Annotated in this window: 16 protein-coding genes; 13 read left to right on the forward strand and 3 right to left on the reverse strand. The window is 58.3% G+C overall.

What is annotated here, in order from left to right; genetic code table 11:
• Window positions 1–195 precede the first annotated feature (195 nt).
• A complete protein-coding gene (locus N5D61_RS23545) occupies window positions 196–1,416 on the reverse strand; it encodes a CaiB/BaiF CoA-transferase family protein (protein ID WP_279894373.1) in 1,221 nt (406 codons plus the stop codon).
• Between the two features lie 13 nt (window positions 1,417–1,429).
• Window positions 1,430–2,611, reverse strand: coding sequence for an acyl-CoA dehydrogenase (locus tag N5D61_RS23550; RefSeq protein WP_108240563.1), 1,182 nt, complete (start codon window positions 2,609–2,611; stop codon window positions 1,430–1,432).
• A gap of 174 nt (window positions 2,612–2,785) precedes the next feature.
• On the opposite strand from N5D61_RS23550, the gene N5D61_RS23555 reads away from it, so the two are divergent.
• The 10 genes from N5D61_RS23555 to N5D61_RS23600 all read left to right on the forward strand — a co-directional run bounded on the left by N5D61_RS23555 (window position 2,786) and on the right by N5D61_RS23600 (window position 12,634).
• On the forward strand, window positions 2,786–3,709 hold the full coding sequence (locus N5D61_RS23555; protein ID WP_279894374.1) for a LysR substrate-binding domain-containing protein: 924 nt from the start codon (window positions 2,786–2,788) through the stop codon (window positions 3,707–3,709).
• Between the two features lie 407 nt (window positions 3,710–4,116).
• Window positions 4,117–5,238 carry a Re/Si-specific NAD(P)(+) transhydrogenase subunit alpha gene (locus tag N5D61_RS23560; RefSeq protein ID WP_108240565.1) on the forward strand — a complete coding sequence of 374 codons (1,122 nt, stop codon included), beginning with the start codon at window positions 4,117–4,119 and terminating at the stop codon, window positions 5,236–5,238.
• Between the two features lie 11 nt (window positions 5,239–5,249).
• Window positions 5,250–5,585 carry an NAD(P) transhydrogenase subunit alpha gene (locus N5D61_RS23565; protein WP_108240566.1) on the forward strand — a complete coding sequence of 112 codons (336 nt, stop codon included), beginning with the start codon at window positions 5,250–5,252 and terminating at the stop codon, window positions 5,583–5,585.
• Entirely contained in the window at window positions 5,585–7,030 is a 1,446-nt protein-coding gene (locus tag N5D61_RS23570) for an NAD(P)(+) transhydrogenase (Re/Si-specific) subunit beta (RefSeq protein ID WP_108240567.1), read from the forward strand. Before N5D61_RS23565 ends, N5D61_RS23570 begins: the two co-directional genes overlap by 1 nt.
• A 189-nt stretch (window positions 7,031–7,219) precedes the next feature.
• A complete protein-coding gene (locus tag N5D61_RS23575; RefSeq protein WP_279894375.1) occupies window positions 7,220–8,713 on the forward strand; it encodes an acetyl-CoA hydrolase/transferase family protein in 1,494 nt (497 codons plus the stop codon).
• A 319-nt stretch (window positions 8,714–9,032) separates the two neighbouring features.
• Window positions 9,033–9,248, forward strand: a complete 216-nt coding sequence (locus tag N5D61_RS23580; protein ID WP_108240569.1) for a DUF1127 domain-containing protein — start codon at window positions 9,033–9,035, stop codon at window positions 9,246–9,248.
• Window positions 9,249–9,583: 335 nt separating this feature from the next.
• Window positions 9,584–9,901 (forward strand): DUF2388 domain-containing protein, encoded by a 318-nt coding sequence (locus N5D61_RS23585; RefSeq protein ID WP_279894376.1) that lies wholly within the window; start codon window positions 9,584–9,586, stop codon window positions 9,899–9,901.
• A 113-nt stretch (window positions 9,902–10,014) separates the two neighbouring features.
• Entirely contained in the window at window positions 10,015–10,320 is a 306-nt protein-coding gene (locus tag N5D61_RS23590; RefSeq protein ID WP_108240571.1) for a DUF2388 domain-containing protein, read from the forward strand.
• A gap of 35 nt (window positions 10,321–10,355) precedes the next feature.
• Window positions 10,356–10,676 carry a DUF2388 domain-containing protein gene (locus tag N5D61_RS23595; protein ID WP_108240572.1) on the forward strand — a complete coding sequence of 107 codons (321 nt, stop codon included), beginning with the start codon at window positions 10,356–10,358 and terminating at the stop codon, window positions 10,674–10,676.
• On the forward strand, window positions 10,673–12,634 hold the full coding sequence (locus N5D61_RS23600) for a DUF4105 domain-containing protein (RefSeq protein ID WP_108240573.1): 1,962 nt from the start codon (window positions 10,673–10,675) through the stop codon (window positions 12,632–12,634). The genes N5D61_RS23595 and N5D61_RS23600 overlap by 4 nt, the downstream gene beginning before the upstream one ends.
• Window positions 12,635–12,837: 203 nt before the next feature.
• On the opposite strand, the gene N5D61_RS23605 is transcribed toward N5D61_RS23600, so the two are convergent.
• Window positions 12,838–13,239, reverse strand: coding sequence for a GFA family protein (locus N5D61_RS23605; RefSeq protein ID WP_108240574.1), 402 nt, complete (start codon window positions 13,237–13,239; stop codon window positions 12,838–12,840).
• A gap of 326 nt (window positions 13,240–13,565) precedes the next feature.
• Here N5D61_RS23605 and N5D61_RS23610 point away from each other — a divergent pair, with 326 nt between their 5' ends.
• The 3 genes from N5D61_RS23610 to N5D61_RS23620 all read left to right on the forward strand — a co-directional run bounded on the left by N5D61_RS23610 (window position 13,566) and on the right by N5D61_RS23620 (window position 17,739).
• A complete protein-coding gene (locus N5D61_RS23610; RefSeq protein WP_108240576.1) occupies window positions 13,566–14,873 on the forward strand; it encodes a CitMHS family transporter in 1,308 nt (435 codons plus the stop codon).
• A gap of 61 nt (window positions 14,874–14,934) precedes the next feature.
• Window positions 14,935–15,702 (forward strand): TerC family protein, encoded by a 768-nt coding sequence (locus N5D61_RS23615; protein WP_279894377.1) that lies wholly within the window; start codon window positions 14,935–14,937, stop codon window positions 15,700–15,702.
• A 393-nt stretch (window positions 15,703–16,095) separates the two neighbouring features.
• Window positions 16,096–17,739: a Na/Pi cotransporter family protein gene (locus N5D61_RS23620; protein WP_279894378.1), complete on the forward strand. Its 1,644-nt coding sequence runs from the start codon at window positions 16,096–16,098 to the stop codon at window positions 17,737–17,739.
• Window positions 17,740–17,789 lie beyond the last annotated feature (50 nt).

Genomic DNA, 17,789 nt, shown 5'->3' on the forward strand with positions numbered 1-17,789 from the left:
CTTATCTGAAACCTTTAACTCGTTGATCTTCAAGGAGTTTTCGGTTCCGACTGCGCCGGAAGTGGGGCGAATTATAGAGACATCTGAAGGCCCGTCAACCCTTAATTTGAAGTTTGCCTCAAAAAGGCGAAATCCTGGCAAAAACAATCAGTTGCTTCTGTTTATATAGGAAGCCTCCGCCACTTTTTAAAAGCGCTACAGAACACCCGCTTGCCGTAATGCCATCACGGCTGAATCAGAAAGCCCCAATACCCGTTGCAACACCTCAAGCGTGTGTTCGCCCAACAGCGGCGGCGCACGTCGATATTCCACAGGCGTCTCGGACAAACGAAGAGGACTCGCGACCTGAGGCACCGTCCCGGCCAGCGCATGGGGCAGTTCGACCTTCAAGCCTCGTGCCTGAACGTGGGGATCTGCAAATACTTGGGCGACGTCGTTGATCGGCCCACACGGAACACCCGCACGCTCGAGGGACTGCACCCATTCCGCCGTGGTTTTGAACACCGTCGCCTGACGAATAAGAGGTATCAACTCTGCGCGATGCAGCACCCGCTGCTTATTGGTCGAAAACCGAGGATCGTCAGCCCACTGCGGCTGGCCGGCGACCTCAGCAAACTTGCGGAATTGGTTGTCGTTACCCACCGTAAGGATGAAGTCGCCATCAGCTGTAGGAAAATCCTGGTATGGCACGATATTAGGGTGTGCGTTCCCCAACCGTCGCGGCGGCGTGCCAGTGGTGAGATAGTTCATGGCCTGGTTCGCCAGACAGGCAACCTGTACATCCAGCAATGCCATGTCGATGTACTGGCCAGGCCCGCCTTGATCCCGATGGGCCAACGCCGCGAGAATCGCCGATGTGGCGTACAGCCCGGTCAGAATGTCAGTCAATGCGACACCCACCTTGACAGGTCCCTGCCCTTCTTCGCCCTCTGGCCGGCCAGTCAGGCTCATAAGCCCGCCCAACCCCTGAATCATGAAATCGTAGCCCGCCCGCTGCGCGTAGGGCCCGGTCTGCCCGAAACCGGTAATCGAGCAGTAGATAAGTCGTGGATTTTCAGCTTGCAGCGAAGCGTAATCCAGCCCGTATGCCTTGAGGCCTCCAACCTTGAAATTCTCGATCACAATGTCGGACTTAGCCGCCAGTTCACGAACCAACTTCTGACCTTCAGGTCGTGTGAAGTCGATGGTGACAGACTGCTTGTTACGGTTGGCAGAAAGGTAATAGGCCGCTTCAGAGGTATTCTCGCCGCGCCCATCCTTTAAAAAAGGTGGCCCCCAGGCACGCGTGTCATCGCCATGGACCGGCCGCTCGACCTTGATCACATCGGCGCCCAAGTCGGCAAGAATCTGCCCTGCCCAGGGGCCGGCCAACACCCGGGACAAGTCCAACACTCGCAAATGCGACAACGCCCCCATGGCTGACTCCCCCTCAGTAGAAGGCTTGAATGCCGGTCTGAGCGCGCCCCAGGATCAGGGCATGCACATCGTGGGTACCTTCGTAGGTGTTCACGACCTCGAGGTTGACCAAATGGCGAGCAATGCCGAACTCGTCGGAAATACCATTACCGCCCAGCATGTCGCGGGCCATTCGCGCGATGTCGAGCGACTTGCCACAGGAGTTACGCTTCATGATCGAGGTGATCTCGACGGCTGCCGTCCCTTCGTCCTTCATGCGCCCCAATCGCAGGCACCCCTGCAGCGCCAGCGTTATCTCGGTCTGCATGTCGGCCAGCTTTTTCTGGATCAATTGATTGGCTGCCAGCGGACGACCGAATTGCTGGCGGTCCAGCGTGTATTGGCGAGCGGTGTGCCAGCAGAACTCGGCGGCCCCAAGCGCTCCCCAGGAAATGCCGTAGCGGGCAGAGTTGAGGCAGGTAAACGGCCCTTTCAGACCGCGAACCTCCGGGAAGATGTTCTCTTCGGGGACGAATACATTGTCCATCACGATTTCCCCGGTGATCGAGGCACGCAACCCAACTTTGCCGTGGATTGCCGGAGCGCTCAGCCCCTGCCAGCCCTTCTCCAAGACAAACCCGCGGATGTCTCCGGCGTCGTCCTTTGCCCAGACCACGAACACATCCGCGATAGGGCTGTTGGTGATCCACATTTTGTTGCCAGTCAGTCGGTAACCGCCGTCCACTTTCCGGGCGCGGGTGATCATCGCGCCAGGATCCGAGCCGTAATTGGGCTCCGTCAGGCCAAAGCAGCCAATCCACTCACCGGATGCCAGCTTGGGCAGGTATTTCTCCTTCTGCGCTTCGCTGCCGAACTCGTTGATGGGCACCATGACCAACGACGACTGCACGCTCATCATCGAGCGATAGCCAGAATCGACACGCTCAACCTCTCTGGCGATCAGGCCATAGCAAACGTAGTTCAAGCCGCTGCCGCCATACTGCTCGGGAATGGTCGCACCCAGCAGACCGACCTCACCCATTTCACGGAAGATCGCAGGATCGGTCTTTTCATGCCGGAAGGCTTCGAGGACACGAGGGGCAAGCTTGTCTTGAGCGAATTGCTCTGCACTGTCGCGCACCATGCGCTCTTCTTCGGTGAGCTGCTGATCCAGCAACAGGGGGTCAATCCAATTGAAGCTTGCCTTACCACCCATGTTCGTCTCCTCACTAAATGGTTTCCTCGGCCGGAGCCGAGGTGAGTCTTGAAGCGATGCTAAGGCGTGCCTCGGGAGGGGGCAAACGAGGATTGCGAACATACTTGTGATAATTTCTCACTTCGTAATGCGCAATCGCGCAACTATCCGACATGACAAGTGAGGTTGACGTACATGCGCCGCCGAATTCCAAGCACTGCTGCGCTGGTCAGCTTCGAAGCTGCGGCGCGACACGAAAGCTTTACCAAGGCAGCCGAAGAACTTTCGCTGACTCAAAGTGCCATTTGCCGACAGATCGGAGGGCTTGAGGAATTCCTGAATGTGGAATTGTTCCGACGCTCTCGCAGGGGAGTGAAGTTGACCGAAGCAGGCCTTTCTTACAGTCGACGCGTGGCTACCCAGCTCGACGCCGTTGAAAGGGATACGCTGTCGGTGATGGGCCCTCAAGGTGCGAATGTGATCGAACTTGCGGTGGTCCCGACATTCGGCACGCAGTGGTTGTTGCCCCGCCTGAGGGACTTCCAGCAGCGGCACCCAAACGTCACGGTCAACTTGACCAATCGCACTCGACCTTTCCTGTTCGCCGATACCGACTTTGACGCCGCCATCTATTTCGGCGATGCAGACTGGTCAGGTACCGAGTCTCATCGCCTGATGAGCGAAAACCCAATGCCTGTTTGTAGCCCCAAAATCTTGGGCAACAAACCCAGACTTAGCGCAGGGGAATTGTCGTCAATGCCGCTGCTGCAACAAACCACAAGGCCCTACGCTTGGCGGCAATGGTTCAACTCAATGGACCTGAGCGTGGCGCGAGATATGACAGGGCCGCGATACGAGTTGTTCTCCATGCTCGCGCAGGCGGCGATGCATGAGATGGGTGTCGCACTGATCCCGCCTTTTTTGATCCAGCGCGAGCTGGAGGAACAACGGCTGGTCGTGGCGAACACGCATCCATTGGCGAGCGCAAAAGCCTATTACCTGATGATTCCCGATCGGAAAGTCGAATCCGTATCATTAAAAGCCTTTAAAGACTGGCTGGTGGAGCAGGCACAGACCTTCAATCTGCCCGGAATTGCTGGGTTGGAGGGGCTTGACTAACTTTGTAGTAAGTATCTATGAAGCGCTACATATATCTCGGAATGTCGCATTTACGAAACACCCGTGTTTTATATCCAAAACAGGCTGAACGCTTTGAAATACGCGGTCTTTGGCCTGATAGGACATCATTTCGAATCAGGATTTTAAAAATACGCTGAAACGGACAAATCGAGCTGTAGGCCTTTAAATTAAAGGCTTTCAGCTTTTTGTTGCGTCAATCGGTCACAGGGTGACTTGTAGTAAAAGACACGTCCCGTTACAGAATTGCTTGAACGTCCTAGGTTACCCCTGCAAAATGCCGCGCCCCGCTTTGTTGACGGGGTCGTGGTGATCGCTGTCCCAGACGCGCCATCCGTAGTGCGCTGGCCTATTTTTCAAAGATAAAAAGATCACGCAGGAGATTTGACGTGCACATTGGTGTCCCCCTAGAAACCCAGTCCGGTGAAACTCGGGTTGCTGCTACTCCGGAAACCATCAAGAAACTCATCGGCCAAGGCCACACGGTCACCGTGCAGTCGGGCGCAGGTATAACCGCCAGCGTCACGGACAGTGCCTACCAAACTGCAGGCGCTTCGATTGGTAGCGCCGCTGACGCCTTCGGCGCAGAGCTGATTCTCAAGGTCGTCGCGCCAAGTGACAGCGAGCTGGCGCTGATCAAGAGCGGCACGTTGGTCATCGGGATGCTCAATCCCTTCAACAACGAAATAATCGCCAAGATGGCCGAGCGCGGCATTACCGCTTTCGCCCTTGAGGCGGCACCTCGGACATCACGTGCGCAAAGCCTCGACGTGCTGTCGTCGCAAGCCAACATCGCCGGTTACAAATCGGTGCTTCTGGCTGCACATCACTATCCGCGCTTCATGCCAATGCTCATGACCGCCGCGGGCACGGTAAAGGCTGCGCGTGTGCTGATCCTCGGCGCTGGGGTTGCCGGCCTGCAGGCCATCGCCACCGCCAAACGCCTGGGCGCGGTGATCGAAGCGTCTGACGTTCGCCCTGCGGTCAAAGAGCAGATCGAGTCGCTGGGTGCCAAATTTGTCGACGTTCCCTACGAAACAGATGAAGAACGCGAGGCTGCGGAAGGTGTAGGAGGCTATGCGCGCCCCATGCCCGCCAGTTGGATGCAGCGCCAGGCAGTAGCCGTTCACGAACGCGCCAAACAGGCGGACATCGTGATCACCACTGCATTGATTCCCGGACGCAAGGCGCCGGTGCTGCTGAGCGCAGAGACCGTTTCGCAGATGAAACCCGGTTCGGTGGTGATTGATCTTGCGGCGGCCCAAGGCGGCAACTGCCCGCTCACCGTGGCGGATCAAGTGGTCATCGAGCACGGGGTGACCATCGTCGGCCATACCAACCTGCCTGCCCTGGTGGCGGCTGACGCGTCGGCGCTCTATGCGCGCAACCTGCTGGACTTCATGAAGCTGATCTTCACCAAGGAAGGCCAGCTCGAGATCAACCTCGAAGACGACATCGTCGCCGCGTGCCTCATGTGCCGCGATGGCCAGATCGTCCGCAAGAACGGCTGAGGACAATATTGATGGAAGACATGCTGATCTCTCATGGCGTCTACAACCTGATCATCTTCGTACTGGCGATCTACGTCGGCTACCACGTGGTCTGGAACGTCACCCCTGCATTGCACACCCCACTGATGGCAGTCACCAACGCGATTTCGGCGATCGTTATCGTCGGCGCGATGCTGGCTGCTGCGCTGACGGTCACCCCGCTGGGTAAGACGATGGGCACGCTGGCGGTCGCATTGGCCGCTGTCAACGTATTCGGTGGCTTTCTGGTCACCCGTCGCATGCTGGAAATGTTCAAGAAAAAAGCAGCCCCTACCAAAGGTGCTGCCAAGGATGAGGTGGCTAAGTAATGAGTATGAACCTCGTGACTCTGCTGTACCTCGTGTCCGCGATTTGCTTCATTCAGGCCCTCAAAGGCCTCTCGCACCCGACGACGTCCCGGCGTGGCAACCTGTTCGGCATGTGCGGCATGGGCTTGGCAGTCCTGACCACCATCGGCCTGGTGTTCAAGCTGGCAGCGCTGTCCACCGATGGTGCCAGCGCCGGTATCGGTTACATCGTCATCGGCCTGCTGCTGGGCGGTACGGCCGGTTCGATCATGGCCAAACGCGTCGAGATGACCAAGATGCCGGAACTGGTCGCGTTCATGCACAGCATGATCGGCCTGGCAGCGGTGTTCATCGCTATCGCTGCGGTCGTCGAGCCTCAGTCGTTGGGTATCGTTCAACACCTGGGCGATTCGATCCCAACCGGTAACCGCCTGGAGTTGTTCCTTGGCGCAGCCATCGGAGCCATCACTTTTTCCGGCTCGGTCATTGCGTTCGGCAAGTTATCAGGCAAATACAAATTTCGTCTGTTCCAGGGCGCACCGGTGCAGTTTGCCGGTCAGCACAAGCTGAATCTGATCCTGGGCCTGGCGACGCTGTTCTTTGGCCTGACCTTCATGTTCACTGGCAGTCTGTTCGCGTTCGCGATCATGCTGATTCTGGCGTTCGTGATTGGGGTGTTGCTGATCATCCCGATCGGGGGTGCCGACATGCCCGTCGTGGTGTCGATGCTCAACAGTTATTCGGGCTGGGCAGCCGCCGGTATTGGCTTTTCGCTGAACAACTCCATGCTGATCGTCGCAGGATCGCTGGTCGGTTCGTCGGGTGCGATTCTGTCGTACATCATGTGCAAGGCCATGAACCGTTCGTTCTTCAACGTGATCGGCGGAGGTTTCGGCGGGGCGGCAGACGCAGGCGCGACGGGCGGGGCTAAAGAAGCTCGGCCAGTCAAATCCGGCTCGGCTGACGACGCCACCTTCTTGCTGACCAACGCCGACACCGTGATTATCGTCCCAGGCTACGGCCTCGCAGTGGCGCGCGCTCAGCACGCGCTCAAAGAGCTGACGGAGAAGCTGACCCACGCCGGTGTGACCGTCAAATACGCGATCCACCCTGTGGCGGGTCGGATGCCAGGGCACATGAACGTACTGCTGGCCGAGGCTGAAGTGCCGTATGACCAAGTGTTCGAGATGGAGGACATCAACTCCGAATTTGGCCAGGCAGACGTGGTTCTGGTGCTAGGCGCCAACGATGTGGTCAACCCGGCGGCCAAGAACGATCCGAAATCCCCGATCGCGGGCATGCCGATTCTCGAAGCCTTCAAGGCCAAGACGATCATCGTCAACAAGCGTTCGATGGCCAGCGGTTACGCAGGCCTGGATAACGAACTGTTCTACCTCGACAAGACCATGATGGTCTTCGGCGACGCCAAAAAAGTCATCGAAGACATGGTCAAGGCTGTCGAATAACGACGCTGGCCTACGGCTGGACAGACCCTCGACGCGGACATCGGTCGAGGGTTTTTTACATCCTGCGTAAAGGTGTTTTGCGCGCCAACCCGCCAATTAGAGCCCTCCCATGCGACCTTGGTCGGGGAGCCAAACACGCTCAAATCTCTAGACTGGGTCGCTCGCATCCTCGTCTCGAGATAACACTCCATGCACCGTGAACGTATTCGCCTGCCGTCGCTGATGAGCAAGGTAATGAGCGCGGCTGATGCCGCTTCCCTGATCAAGGACGGCATGACCATCGGCATGAGCGGCTTTACCCGCGCCGGTGAAGCCAAGGCAGTCCCGAAGGCCCTGGCCGAGCGGGCCAAGGCCCATCCACTGAAAATCAGCCTGATGACCGGCGCCAGCTTGGGCAACGATCTTGACAAGCAACTGACTGAAGCGGGCGTACTCTCGCGCCGCATGCCCTTCCAGGTCGACAACACACTTCGCAAGGCCATCAACGATGGTTCGGTCATGTTCATCGACCAGCACTTGTCCGATACCGTCGAACAATTGCGCAACCGCCAGATCAAGTCTGTCGACATTGCGGTCATCGAATGTGTGGCAATCACTGAAGAAGGCCACTTGGTACTGTCCACCTCGGTCGGCAACTCGGCCAGCTTCGCGATCCTGGCCGAGAAGGTCATTGTCGAGATCAACACCGCACAGCCGGTCGAGCTCGAAGGCCTGCATGACATCTATATTCCGACTTATCGGCCAACACGCCTGCCGATCCCTGTGCTGAAAGCCGATAGCCGCATCGGCAGCCAGGCGGTGCGGATCGATCCAGCCAAAATCGTGGGCATCGTGTTCAGCGATCAAAACGATTCGCCCTCGACTGTATTGCCTGCGGATCATGAAACGCAGGCCATTGCAGGTCATTTGGTGGAGTTTTTCAAAAATGAAGTGCGCCAGCACCGGCTGACCAATCAGTTAATGCCCTTGCAGGCAGGCGTCGGGACCATTGCCAATGCGGTGATGACAGGGCTTATCGACTCGCCTTTCCATGGAATGGCGATGTATTCCGAGGTGCTGCAGGACTCGACATTCGACCTCTTTGAAGCGGGCAAGCTGGATTTCGCGTCGGGCTGTTCGATGACGCTGTCCGCACGCAAGCACGATGCGGTGTTCAATCACCTCGAGCAGTACAAACCGAAACTGTTATTGCGCCCCCAGGAGATCTCCAATCACCCGGAAGTCGTGAGGCGCCTGGGCATCATCGGCATCAACACCGCTCTGGAGTTCGACCTTTACGGCAACGTCAATTCCACTCATGTCGGAGGCACACGGATGATGAACGGCATCGGTGGCTCGGGCGACTTCGCGCGCAACGCGCATCTGGCGATTTTCGTCACCAAGTCCATCGCTAAGGGCGGCGCGATATCGAGCGTGGTGCCTATGGTCAGTCATGTTGACCATACAGAGCACGACGTCGACATCCTGGTGACCGAGCAGGGGCTCGCAGACCTGCGCGGCCTGGCACCTCGTGAACGCGCCCGGGTAATCATCGATAACTGTGTCCATCCGGCTTACCGAGAAGCGTTGAACGATTATTTCCGCCGTGCCTGCGCCTTGGGAGGGCATACTCCCCATGTCCTGCGCGACGCACTCAGTTGGCACCTTAATCTGGAAGAAACCGGTCGCATGCTCGCCGTATGAGAAAACAGTTGGGCTATGGCGACGACCATTCGTCGCCATCATGGCCCGCCTGATCGAGATATATTCAAAAACTGTTCTGCTGTACCGGTCACATCCAGCGCTAAACGCAAAGCTTTCACCGTTCTAGCGCACAAAATGCATCATTAAGGTGCAAACCGGTACAGTTGCCCCAAATCCGAACAAAACAGTGCTCCTCCACAGTTAACTGGAGCAGCACAATACGATTGAACTGTGTCTGGAGAGAGGCGGGCAACGAGAGGAAGATTGGCACCAATCAAGCCACTATCTAATCCCGCCACAAGCGGAAGGAAGAAGCACCATGGAACGCACCGTAAGTTCCGAACTGTTCTACGAAGACACCGCAAAATCCGCTAAAGCCTCGTTGCCGCTGCGCATGTTCGCCAACTTGATGCTCTGGCAGCGTCGCCTGTCCAGCCGCCACCAACTGGCTCGTCTGGATGCTCGCCTGCTGGCTGACGCCGGTATCAGCGAATCCCAGCGTTACGAAGAGCTGAGCAAGCCGTTCTGGCGCTGATTAAGCGTCTGCTGGTCCCAGGCTGAGAGCCTCTCACCAGCAACCCAAATTCCTACAAAACCCGTCGCAGGTGACTGCTGACGGGTTTTGTCGTTTCAGAGCGCCATAAACCCTCTTGGCGGCTGAATCCTACAACAGGTACAGTTTTGGAGAATTAAATTACTACAGGTACAGTTTGGCTTTGTTAGCGTTCGCGCACTGCCGACGCTACGCCGAGATAGTCGCTAAGAGCCGGTTACGCTAGTCTTGCCTCTCCCTTGCCCGATCGCCTGCCGGACTGTCTTATCCGACAAAAACGCGTGCGCGGTCTCGATCCATTCCGTTGGAGTACTACCATGCCCCGCATTCACCTGTTGAGCGCTGCAGCGCTCCTGATCGCTGCCACCGGAGTCCAGGCTTCGAGTTTCGTTGTAACCACCGATACAGTGGTGCGGGCACTGGATGCCTCTTCGAACGCTACTTCGAAAATCTCTTCTTCCTTTCACGACGATAAAATCGTGCTGGCTGCCAAGGACGATGCAGCCAGTTTCGTTGCCAGCAACGGCAGCATCCGTGGCGCTCGCCTTCAAGGTGCCTTCCAGCATATTCGGGAAATCAGCCCGAATCTGAACGCTAGCGATGAACAACTGGCTCAGGCGATCCTGGCTATTTGATTCAAGTTCAGCCACGCGACAGCTTTCGTACCGTTAGACCGGACGTGTTTACTGGCTCTGCCCGGGGCATTTGCGCTAGCCTTTGGCTCTCGTTCCGCCACTCACGAAGTCTCATGCGTTCATTGACTCGCCTGTTGATGGGATCGATCGCCGGGCTGATGTGCATCGCCCAGGCCCATGCGTTCGATACGACCACACAAAGCCTGGTCAAAAGCGGGTATGCCACCAGCCAGGTGACGACCGGGCCATTCGACAACAAGCTGATCGTTGCCGCTCACGATGATGCGGCAGCCTTCGTGGCCACGGATGGCCAGTTGCGAGGCGCTCGACTGGAATCTGCATTGATGTATCTGCGCAGGTCCACGTCAAAACTTCATGCCAGCGACCTTGAACTGGCGCAGGCAATTCTCGTCCAATAGTCACTTTTGCATTTCTGTATTTCTGGAGCCGTTCCATGCGTACCCCGCTGATCGCCGCCGCCCTCGGTCTGTTGTTGCTGACCGATGTCGCGCACGCGCAAACCTTGAAAGCCACCAGTAACATCGTCGTGCGCGCGCTGGGGCGCAGCGTTGATTTCACTTCCGACACCACCTCGTCAGTGCGTAACTGGAAAATGATCGTGGAAGCCCAAGACGACGCCGCCAGCTACGTTGCCAGCAATGGCAACATCCATGGCGCCCGCCTGGATGCCGCGTTTGCGACCCTGCGCGAGCGTCTGCCTGAAGCCCGTGACGCCAGTGATCAGGATCTCGCCGAAGCCATCCTCGCACTGTGAGATGCGTAGCCGCCTGGCTGTTGGGGTCTGCACTTTCGCTTTTCTGCACGAGCGCCCTTGCCGATTTGAGCCTGTCGCTTTACACCGACGGGTTGAATCGTGAGCAGACGAAAGCCAGCCAGGCGCTGCTTGACGAAGCGATGGCGCACCTGCCGCCCCTGTTCGTCAGCAAGCTGGACCGGAAAGTCGAAGTTCGATGGACCGACGACATGCCGTCCAATGCTTACGGTCGTGCCGACGGGCCATATCGTCTGGATTTGAACCAACGCTTGTTGAGTGGCCTGACGGATGGCAGTGCCGCCACCACCCGAACCAATCGCCCCCATGGCACTGTTCGCGAGGAAATGCTCGCCACGGTGCTGCACGAGCTGACCCACATCTACGATCACGCGCAACTCTGGTCGCCTGAAGCCCGCAAGCTCATCATCGCCTGCACCCGTCAGGGCAACAGCGTTGGCAAGGTTGGGCTTCGCGACAGTTGCCGGGGTCAGACCGACCGACGCTTCACCCTGAGCGATGACCCTCGCCTGCTGGACCTGGCTGGCTGGCCACAATACGTCGGGCGCCGAGGCGAACGCGAAGAACGCAACGGGCAGGTCGCGCGCAGCCCGGACATTTACGAGATCACCAGCCCGCTGGAGTTCGTCGCGGTCAACATGGAATATTTCCTGCTCGACCCCGCTTACGCCTGCCGTCGGCCTGCCCTTTACGCCTACTACAAGCAGCAATTCAACTGGGCGCCCGAAGCCAAAGACACATGCTCCACATCCTATCCCTACCTCAACGCCGGCAATGATTTTGCGCGCGAGCCATTGGGCAAGCTCGATCCGGAACGGGTGTACGAAGTTGACTATCTGTTGGCCGAGGCCAACCAGAATCTGGTGAGCCGGTGGGGCCATAGCATGTTGCGGCTAGTGATCTGCAAACCGGGCCGCCCGCGCGGTCCGGATTGTCGCCTCGACCTGGATCAGCACCTGGTGCTGTCCTACCGGGCTTTCGTCAACGACCTGCAACTGTCGAGCTGGAGCGGGCTGACGGGGGTATATCCCTCTCGTCTGTTCGTGCTGCCTTTGGGCCAAGTGATCGACGAATACACGAAAACCGAGCTTCGCAGCCTGGCGTCGGTCCCGCTGAAACTCTCTCGCGACGAAATCGATGGGCTGGTGCAGCATGCCGCCGAGATGCACTGGGCGTATGACGGCAATTATTGGTTCCTGTCGAACAACTGTGCCGTCGAGAACCTGAAACTCTTGCGCAGCGGGACCAACGATCCGCGACTGATCGGACTGGACAGCATCATGCCCAACGGTCTTCTGGAAGTGCTCAAGGGGAGGGGGCTGGCCGACACCAGCGTGCTGGATGACCCGAAGAGGGCGTTGCGGCTCGGCTATCGGTTCGACTCGTATCGGGATCGCTACCAAGCGATGTTCGATGTGCTGCGCAACAGTACGAACGTCCATGAAAAGACGGTCGAGGACTGGTTGGCGCTGCCTGCAAAAGAGCGACAACCTTGGTTCGCCAAAGCCGATCTGCGGGCCAGTGCAGCCTTGCTGTTGCTGGAGCAGGCAAGCATGCGACGCCAATTGTTGCTGGCCCAGGACGAAGTCAAGCAGCGTTACCTCAGCGCGGTCGAGAAAAAGGACAACCGCGTGTCCCAGGCGACCGGAACATTGCAGGATATCCTCGCCAACAGTGGTTTCCTGAGTCGGCCTGCGGAGTTGCTGGGCAGCGGTGGCTATGGCTTACCGCAGCAAGGTGAATGGGGACGGCTCGAAGCCGAAAGCAGCCAGCGGCAGAAGCAACTGGCACGCCTCAGCGGTGACCTCGATAAGGAGGTGAGGGCGCTACTGGAGCCGGATCGCGCGGCGGAGATTGCCGCCACCGAAGGTAACCTCAAGCAGATAGGTGAACACCTGCGCGCGCTGCACAAGGCGGCGGGTGGCCTAGAATTGCCGTAAAAAGCCCCTCTCTGTCATCACCACAGGCGCGCCGACTCTGCTTGCGCCCCTAAGCGCGAACGTGCTCCCGGTCCGGTGCGCGGCGGTAGTGAACCGGCTACCCCGATAGGCTTAGCCATGTCGCATTGCCTGGATCTGCTGCCTGCTCAAGACAGATCACGGACCAGCCACGCTGCGTCGGCCAGTCCCCTGTCTGCGGTTATCTAGTTGGTCTCTTCCCGCTCTTCTGGCAGATGCTCGTCCAAGTGCAACCACGGCAGGCGGTTATCGGCCCAGATATGCCGGTCAGGCCGGACGCTTTCGGGGTGGTCGAGGGTGGCGATGGTCACGTCCATCGTCTGAGGACTGTTTCTGCTGAATAGAGCCACCTGTGCCCCACAGATATTGCAGAAATACCTGACGCAAGTCGGCCCTGAGTCGTAAGCGGCAGGACTCCCTGCCAACCATTCGAAGGCTTCCAGCGGCACCGTGGCCCACGTCGTCACGATCCCACCCGAGGTGCGCCGACAAATGGAACAGTGGCAGTGCGCGATGTCCCGCAGGGGTGCGTCCAACTGATAACGCAGGTGGCCACAGTGGCAGCCACCGGTATGCCGTTCACTCATTGTCGTTCTCCCGTTCGTGTTCAGGCTCTGACTACCTGCAAGCCGATTTTCTTCAGCTGTGAAAGATGAACAAGCCCAATGGCGCCGAAAGCTGGCTGAAAGCTAAGGCGATTAGCATCGCGTCACCGTCGGCCACAGACCGATCAGGCCAGGACTTTCTCTCGATGACGTCCGGCCCATCTACAACAACAACTTGGTGATTCTGATGCTTTCCAGTGCCCCCCTGTATTCCTCGCTCGTATTCCAACTCTGCGCCCCGCACGGGCTGAGCTGATTACTTCACCTCATCCGTTTTTCACGTCGCGCAACACCTGGAGTACTTCCCTATGCTGACCTTCCTCGGCTTCGCCATGGTCGTCGCTTTCATGTACCTGATCATGACAAAGCGCCTGTCTGCACTGATCGCCTTGATCATCGTGCCGATCGTTTTCGCTTTGTTCGGCGGCTTCGCTTCGGACATCGGCCCGATGATGCTGGCCGGTATTACCAAACTCGCGCCCACTGGCGTGATGTTGATGTTTGCCATTCTCTACTTTGCACTGATGATCGATTCGGGCCTGTTCGACCCGGCTGTGCGCAAGATCCTGAAGCTGGTCAAAGGCGACCCGGTCAAAGTTTCCGTCGGCACTGCTGCGCTGGCGCTTGTCGTATCACTGGACGGCGACGGCGCCACCACCTACATGATTTGCGTCGCCGCGATGCTGCCGCTCTACAGCCGTCTGGGCATGAGCCCGCGCATCATGGCGGGGCTGATCATCCTCGCAGGGGGCGTGATGAACATGACGCCCTGGGGCGGTCCGACCGCGCGCGCAGCCAGCGCGCTTCACGTCGATCCCTCCGACATCTTCGTACCGATGATTCCCGCAATGCTGGCCGGGGTGGTGGCAATCCTGGTCATCGCATACTTCTACGGCAAACGTGAGCGTGCGCGTCTGGGCGAGTTGCATCTGCCAGGGGACGAAGTGGATCACAGCGAAATCAGTGTCTCGCAGTTCCCTGAGGCACGTCGTCCCAAGCTGATCTGGTTCAATGCCGCCCTGACCCTGGCGCTGATGGTGGCCCTGATCATGGGCCTGCTGCCTCTGCCAGTGCTGTTCATGATCGCGTTCAGCATCGCGATGATCGTCAACTACCCGTGCCTGCAAGCGCAGAAAGACCGCGTCGCCGCGCACGCCGGAAGCGTGCTGGCGGTGGTCGGGCTGATCTTCGCGGCAGGGATCTTCACCGGTATCCTGTCCGGCACCGGCATGGTCGATGCGATGTCCAAGAGCCTGTTGGCGGTGATCCCTGAAGCGATGGGGCCTTACCTGGCGGTCATCACCGCTGTGGTCAGCATGCCGTTCACGTTTTTCATGTCGAACGATGCGTTCTACTATGGCGTGTTGCCGGTGCTGTCTGAAGCCGCCTCGCACTATGGCATCAGCCCCGTGGAAATGGCACGTGCCTCAATCGTCGGCCAGCCCGTCCACTTGCTGAGCCCATTGGTACCGTCGACCTATCTACTGGTCGCGCTGGCGGGGATCGAATTCGGCGATCATCAGCGCTTCACCCTGAAATGGGCGGTGCTGGTCTGCGTTTGCATCCTGATTGCTGCGCTGCTGATGGGGATCTTCCCGGTGTTCAGCAGTCTATAAGACACTTTATGCCTTCTCGGGTGTGCATCCGTGAAGGCTCACAAGCTCAAAGGAATCTGTAATGGAATGGCTGACCAACCCGGAGATCTGGGTTGCTTTCTTTACGCTGACCGCATTGGAAATCGTGCTCGGCATCGACAACATCATCATGATCTCGATCCTGGTCAGCCGCATGCCCAAGACGATGCAACCGCGTACGCGGATTTTCGGCCTAGCGCTGGCGATGGTCACTCGTATCCTGCTCCTGCTGTCGATCACGTGGGTGATGCGCCTGACCGACGATCTGTTCGTGGTGGTGGGGCAGGGCATTTCTGGCCGCGACCTGATCCTGTTTTTTGGCGGGCTCTTCCTTCTGTGGAAAAGCTCGCAAGAGATTTACCACGGCTTGGAGGGCGAGGAAGAAACGCTGGAAGAGCCAAAAGGAAAGGGCGGCCAATTCCTCTACACGATCGTGCAGATCGCTATCATCGACATCGTGTTCTCGCTGGATTCGGTCATCACGGCCGTCGGCATGGTGTCCCATGTTCCCGTCATGATCGCCGCGATCATTGTCGCCGTGCTGGTGATGATGCTGTGCTCGGGCGTTATCAGCGAATTCATCGACAAACACCCTTCACTGAAGATGCTCGCGCTTTCGTTTCTGATCGTGGTCGGTACAGTGCTGATCGCCGAATCGTTCGATGTCCACGTACCGAAAGGGTATGTGTATTTCGCCATGGCGTTCTCGCTGGCGGTTGAAGCCATCAACATCAAGATGCGCACCGCCATAGCTAAGAAGAAGGCAACGAATGATCCGGTGAAACTTCGCAAAGACGTGCCGGGTCAATAACGTCCGACGCGCTCTGTGGGATGGGAACGGGGGCATTGAAATGTGCCCCGTTTGGGTTGACGAAGATCGCCTTCGGAGACGGGCTTGCTCAAGAAACGGAGATCGCCTCCGCTGAGCAGCCCGCGTGCCCCAGAGCACAGCGTGTTCTGGCTAAGCATGAGTCGACAGTGCCCAACCACTGGCCCAACTGGCTGATTTGTGACAGATTTGTTTCACGCAATAATCATCTGTGCCATGCTGGCAATAAGGCTTCAAGCCGACTAAAGCTTTAGTTGAGCAGGCAACCTCGCGCAGTGGCCGCAGGGCGCCCCTCACTATCCGCCGTACATTCATGTTTGCCCGCCGGACGCCAGTTGCTCTGACCCGCCGGGCTTTTAACAGGGGGCTTTCCGTATGCTGACCCTGCTCGATTTGCTCTCCGCCGTCGCGCTGTTGATCTGGGGCACGCACATCGTTAGGACTGGGATTCTGCGCGTCTACGGCTCGCAATTGCGCCGTGTGCTCAGCCAGAACATGGCCAAACGTCCGCTGGCTTTCATTGCCGGGATTCTCGTCACAGCGCTGGTCCAGAGCAGCAACGCCACCGCCATGCTGGTGACTTCGTTCGTCGGTCAGAGCCTTATGGGGCTGACGCCTGCGCTGGCTATCATGCTGGGCGCCGATGTCGGGACGGCGGTGATGTCGCGAATTCTGACATTCGACCTATCATGGCTCTCGCCGCTGCTGATCTTTCTTGGGGTGGTTTTCTTCCTGTCTCGCAAACAGACCCGCGTCGGCCAGTTGGGTCGCGTCGGCATCGGGCTGGGGCTGATCATTCTGGCCCTGCAGCTCATCGTCACGGCAGCGGCGCCGATCACCCAGGCCGCCGGGGTCAAAGTGCTGTTCGCTTCGCTGACGGGGGACATCCTCCTCGACGCACTGGTCGGCGCAATGTTCGCGCTGATTTCCTACTCCAGCCTGGCCGCCGTGCTGCTCACTGCAACGCTGGCGGGCGCGGAAATCATCAGCTTGCCCGTCGCCATCGGCCTGGTGATCGGTGCCAATATCGGCAGTGGGCTGCTGGCCTTTCTCAGCACCAGCATGCAGAACGTCGCTGGGCGTCAGGTCGCCTTGGGCAGCCTGCTCTACAAGTTGATCGGCTTGCTGCTGATCATTCCGGTGCTGACGCCACTGGTGAATTGGATGGACACCCTCAATGTCAGCCCGTCGAGCCTGGTGATCAGCTTCCACGTGATCTACAACTCAGTGCGCTGCTTGATCATGCTGCCCACCGTTGGCCCGATGGGCCGGCTGTGCGCGTCCTTGTTGCCCCAGGCAGCGGAAGTCAACGGTCAGACCAAACCTCGCCATCTGGATTTGGCAGCACTGTCGACGCCCAGCCTGGCACTGGCCAATGCGGTGCGGGAAACCCTGCGCATGGGGGACTTGATCGACAGCATGCTGCACGCGATGCAGGAGGTCTTGCGCGGCAATCAAACGGCGGTGACCCAGGAAGTGCGGCGCCTCAATGATGACGTCGAAGTCCTGTACAACGCCATCAAGCTCTACCTGGCGCAAATGCCCCGCGAAGATTTGAGCGACCAGGACAACCGTCGCTGGGCTGAAATCATCGAATTGTCGATCAATCTGGAATTGGCCAGCGGCCTGATCGAACGCATGTTGCGCAAGGTCCAGCAACAGAAGACCTCACAGCGCCGTTCCTTTTCCGACGTCGGCCTGGAAGAGCTCTCGGGGTTGCATGAACAGTTGATGGCCAATCTGCGGCTTGGTCTGTCGGTGTTTCTCAGTGGCGATCCGGAAAGTGCCCGGCAGTTGCTGCGTGAAAAACGTCGGTTTCGGGCACAAGAGCGACGTCTGGCCCACGCTCATGTCAGCAGGTTGCAACGTAAAATCGTGCAAAGTATCGAGACCAGTTCGCTACACCTTGAGCTGATCGCCGACATGAAGCGACTGAATTCCCTGTTCTGCAGCAGCGCCTATGCCGTTCTTGAGACCTCTGACACCGGGGCCCTGTCCAGCGAGAGCCAGCCAGAGTAATCGAGAGGAACGCCGGAGCCGGACAGAAGTCTGTTACACATACCGGCCCG

It is taken from the genome of Pseudomonas sp. GD03842 (genome assembly GCF_029841165.1).
Taxonomy (GTDB): Bacteria; Pseudomonadota; Gammaproteobacteria; order Pseudomonadales; family Pseudomonadaceae; genus Aquipseudomonas.

Coding starts and splice junctions, on each gene's coding strand:
- N5D61_RS23545 (WP_279894373.1), bottom strand. CDS start 1,416: ATGGGGGCGTTGTCGCATTTGCGAGTGTTGGACTTGTCCCGGGTGTTG.
- N5D61_RS23550 (WP_108240563.1), bottom strand. CDS start 2,611: ATGGGTGGTAAGGCAAGCTTCAATTGGATTGACCCCCTGTTGCTGGAT.
- N5D61_RS23555 (WP_279894374.1), top strand. CDS start 2,786: ATGCGCCGCCGAATTCCAAGCACTGCTGCGCTGGTCAGCTTCGAAGCT.
- N5D61_RS23565 (WP_108240566.1), top strand. CDS start 5,250: ATGGAAGACATGCTGATCTCTCATGGCGTCTACAACCTGATCATCTTC.
- N5D61_RS23570 (WP_108240567.1), top strand. CDS start 5,585: ATGAGTATGAACCTCGTGACTCTGCTGTACCTCGTGTCCGCGATTTGC.
- N5D61_RS23575 (WP_279894375.1), top strand. CDS start 7,220: ATGCACCGTGAACGTATTCGCCTGCCGTCGCTGATGAGCAAGGTAATG.
- N5D61_RS23580 (WP_108240569.1), top strand. CDS start 9,033: ATGGAACGCACCGTAAGTTCCGAACTGTTCTACGAAGACACCGCAAAA.
- N5D61_RS23585 (WP_279894376.1), top strand. CDS start 9,584: ATGCCCCGCATTCACCTGTTGAGCGCTGCAGCGCTCCTGATCGCTGCC.
- N5D61_RS23590 (WP_108240571.1), top strand. CDS start 10,015: ATGCGTTCATTGACTCGCCTGTTGATGGGATCGATCGCCGGGCTGATG.
- N5D61_RS23595 (WP_108240572.1), top strand. CDS start 10,356: ATGCGTACCCCGCTGATCGCCGCCGCCCTCGGTCTGTTGTTGCTGACC.
- N5D61_RS23605 (WP_108240574.1), bottom strand. CDS start 13,239: ATGAGTGAACGGCATACCGGTGGCTGCCACTGTGGCCACCTGCGTTAT.
- N5D61_RS23610 (WP_108240576.1), top strand. CDS start 13,566: ATGCTGACCTTCCTCGGCTTCGCCATGGTCGTCGCTTTCATGTACCTG.
- N5D61_RS23615 (WP_279894377.1), top strand. CDS start 14,935: ATGGAATGGCTGACCAACCCGGAGATCTGGGTTGCTTTCTTTACGCTG.
- N5D61_RS23620 (WP_279894378.1), top strand. CDS start 16,096: ATGCTGACCCTGCTCGATTTGCTCTCCGCCGTCGCGCTGTTGATCTGG.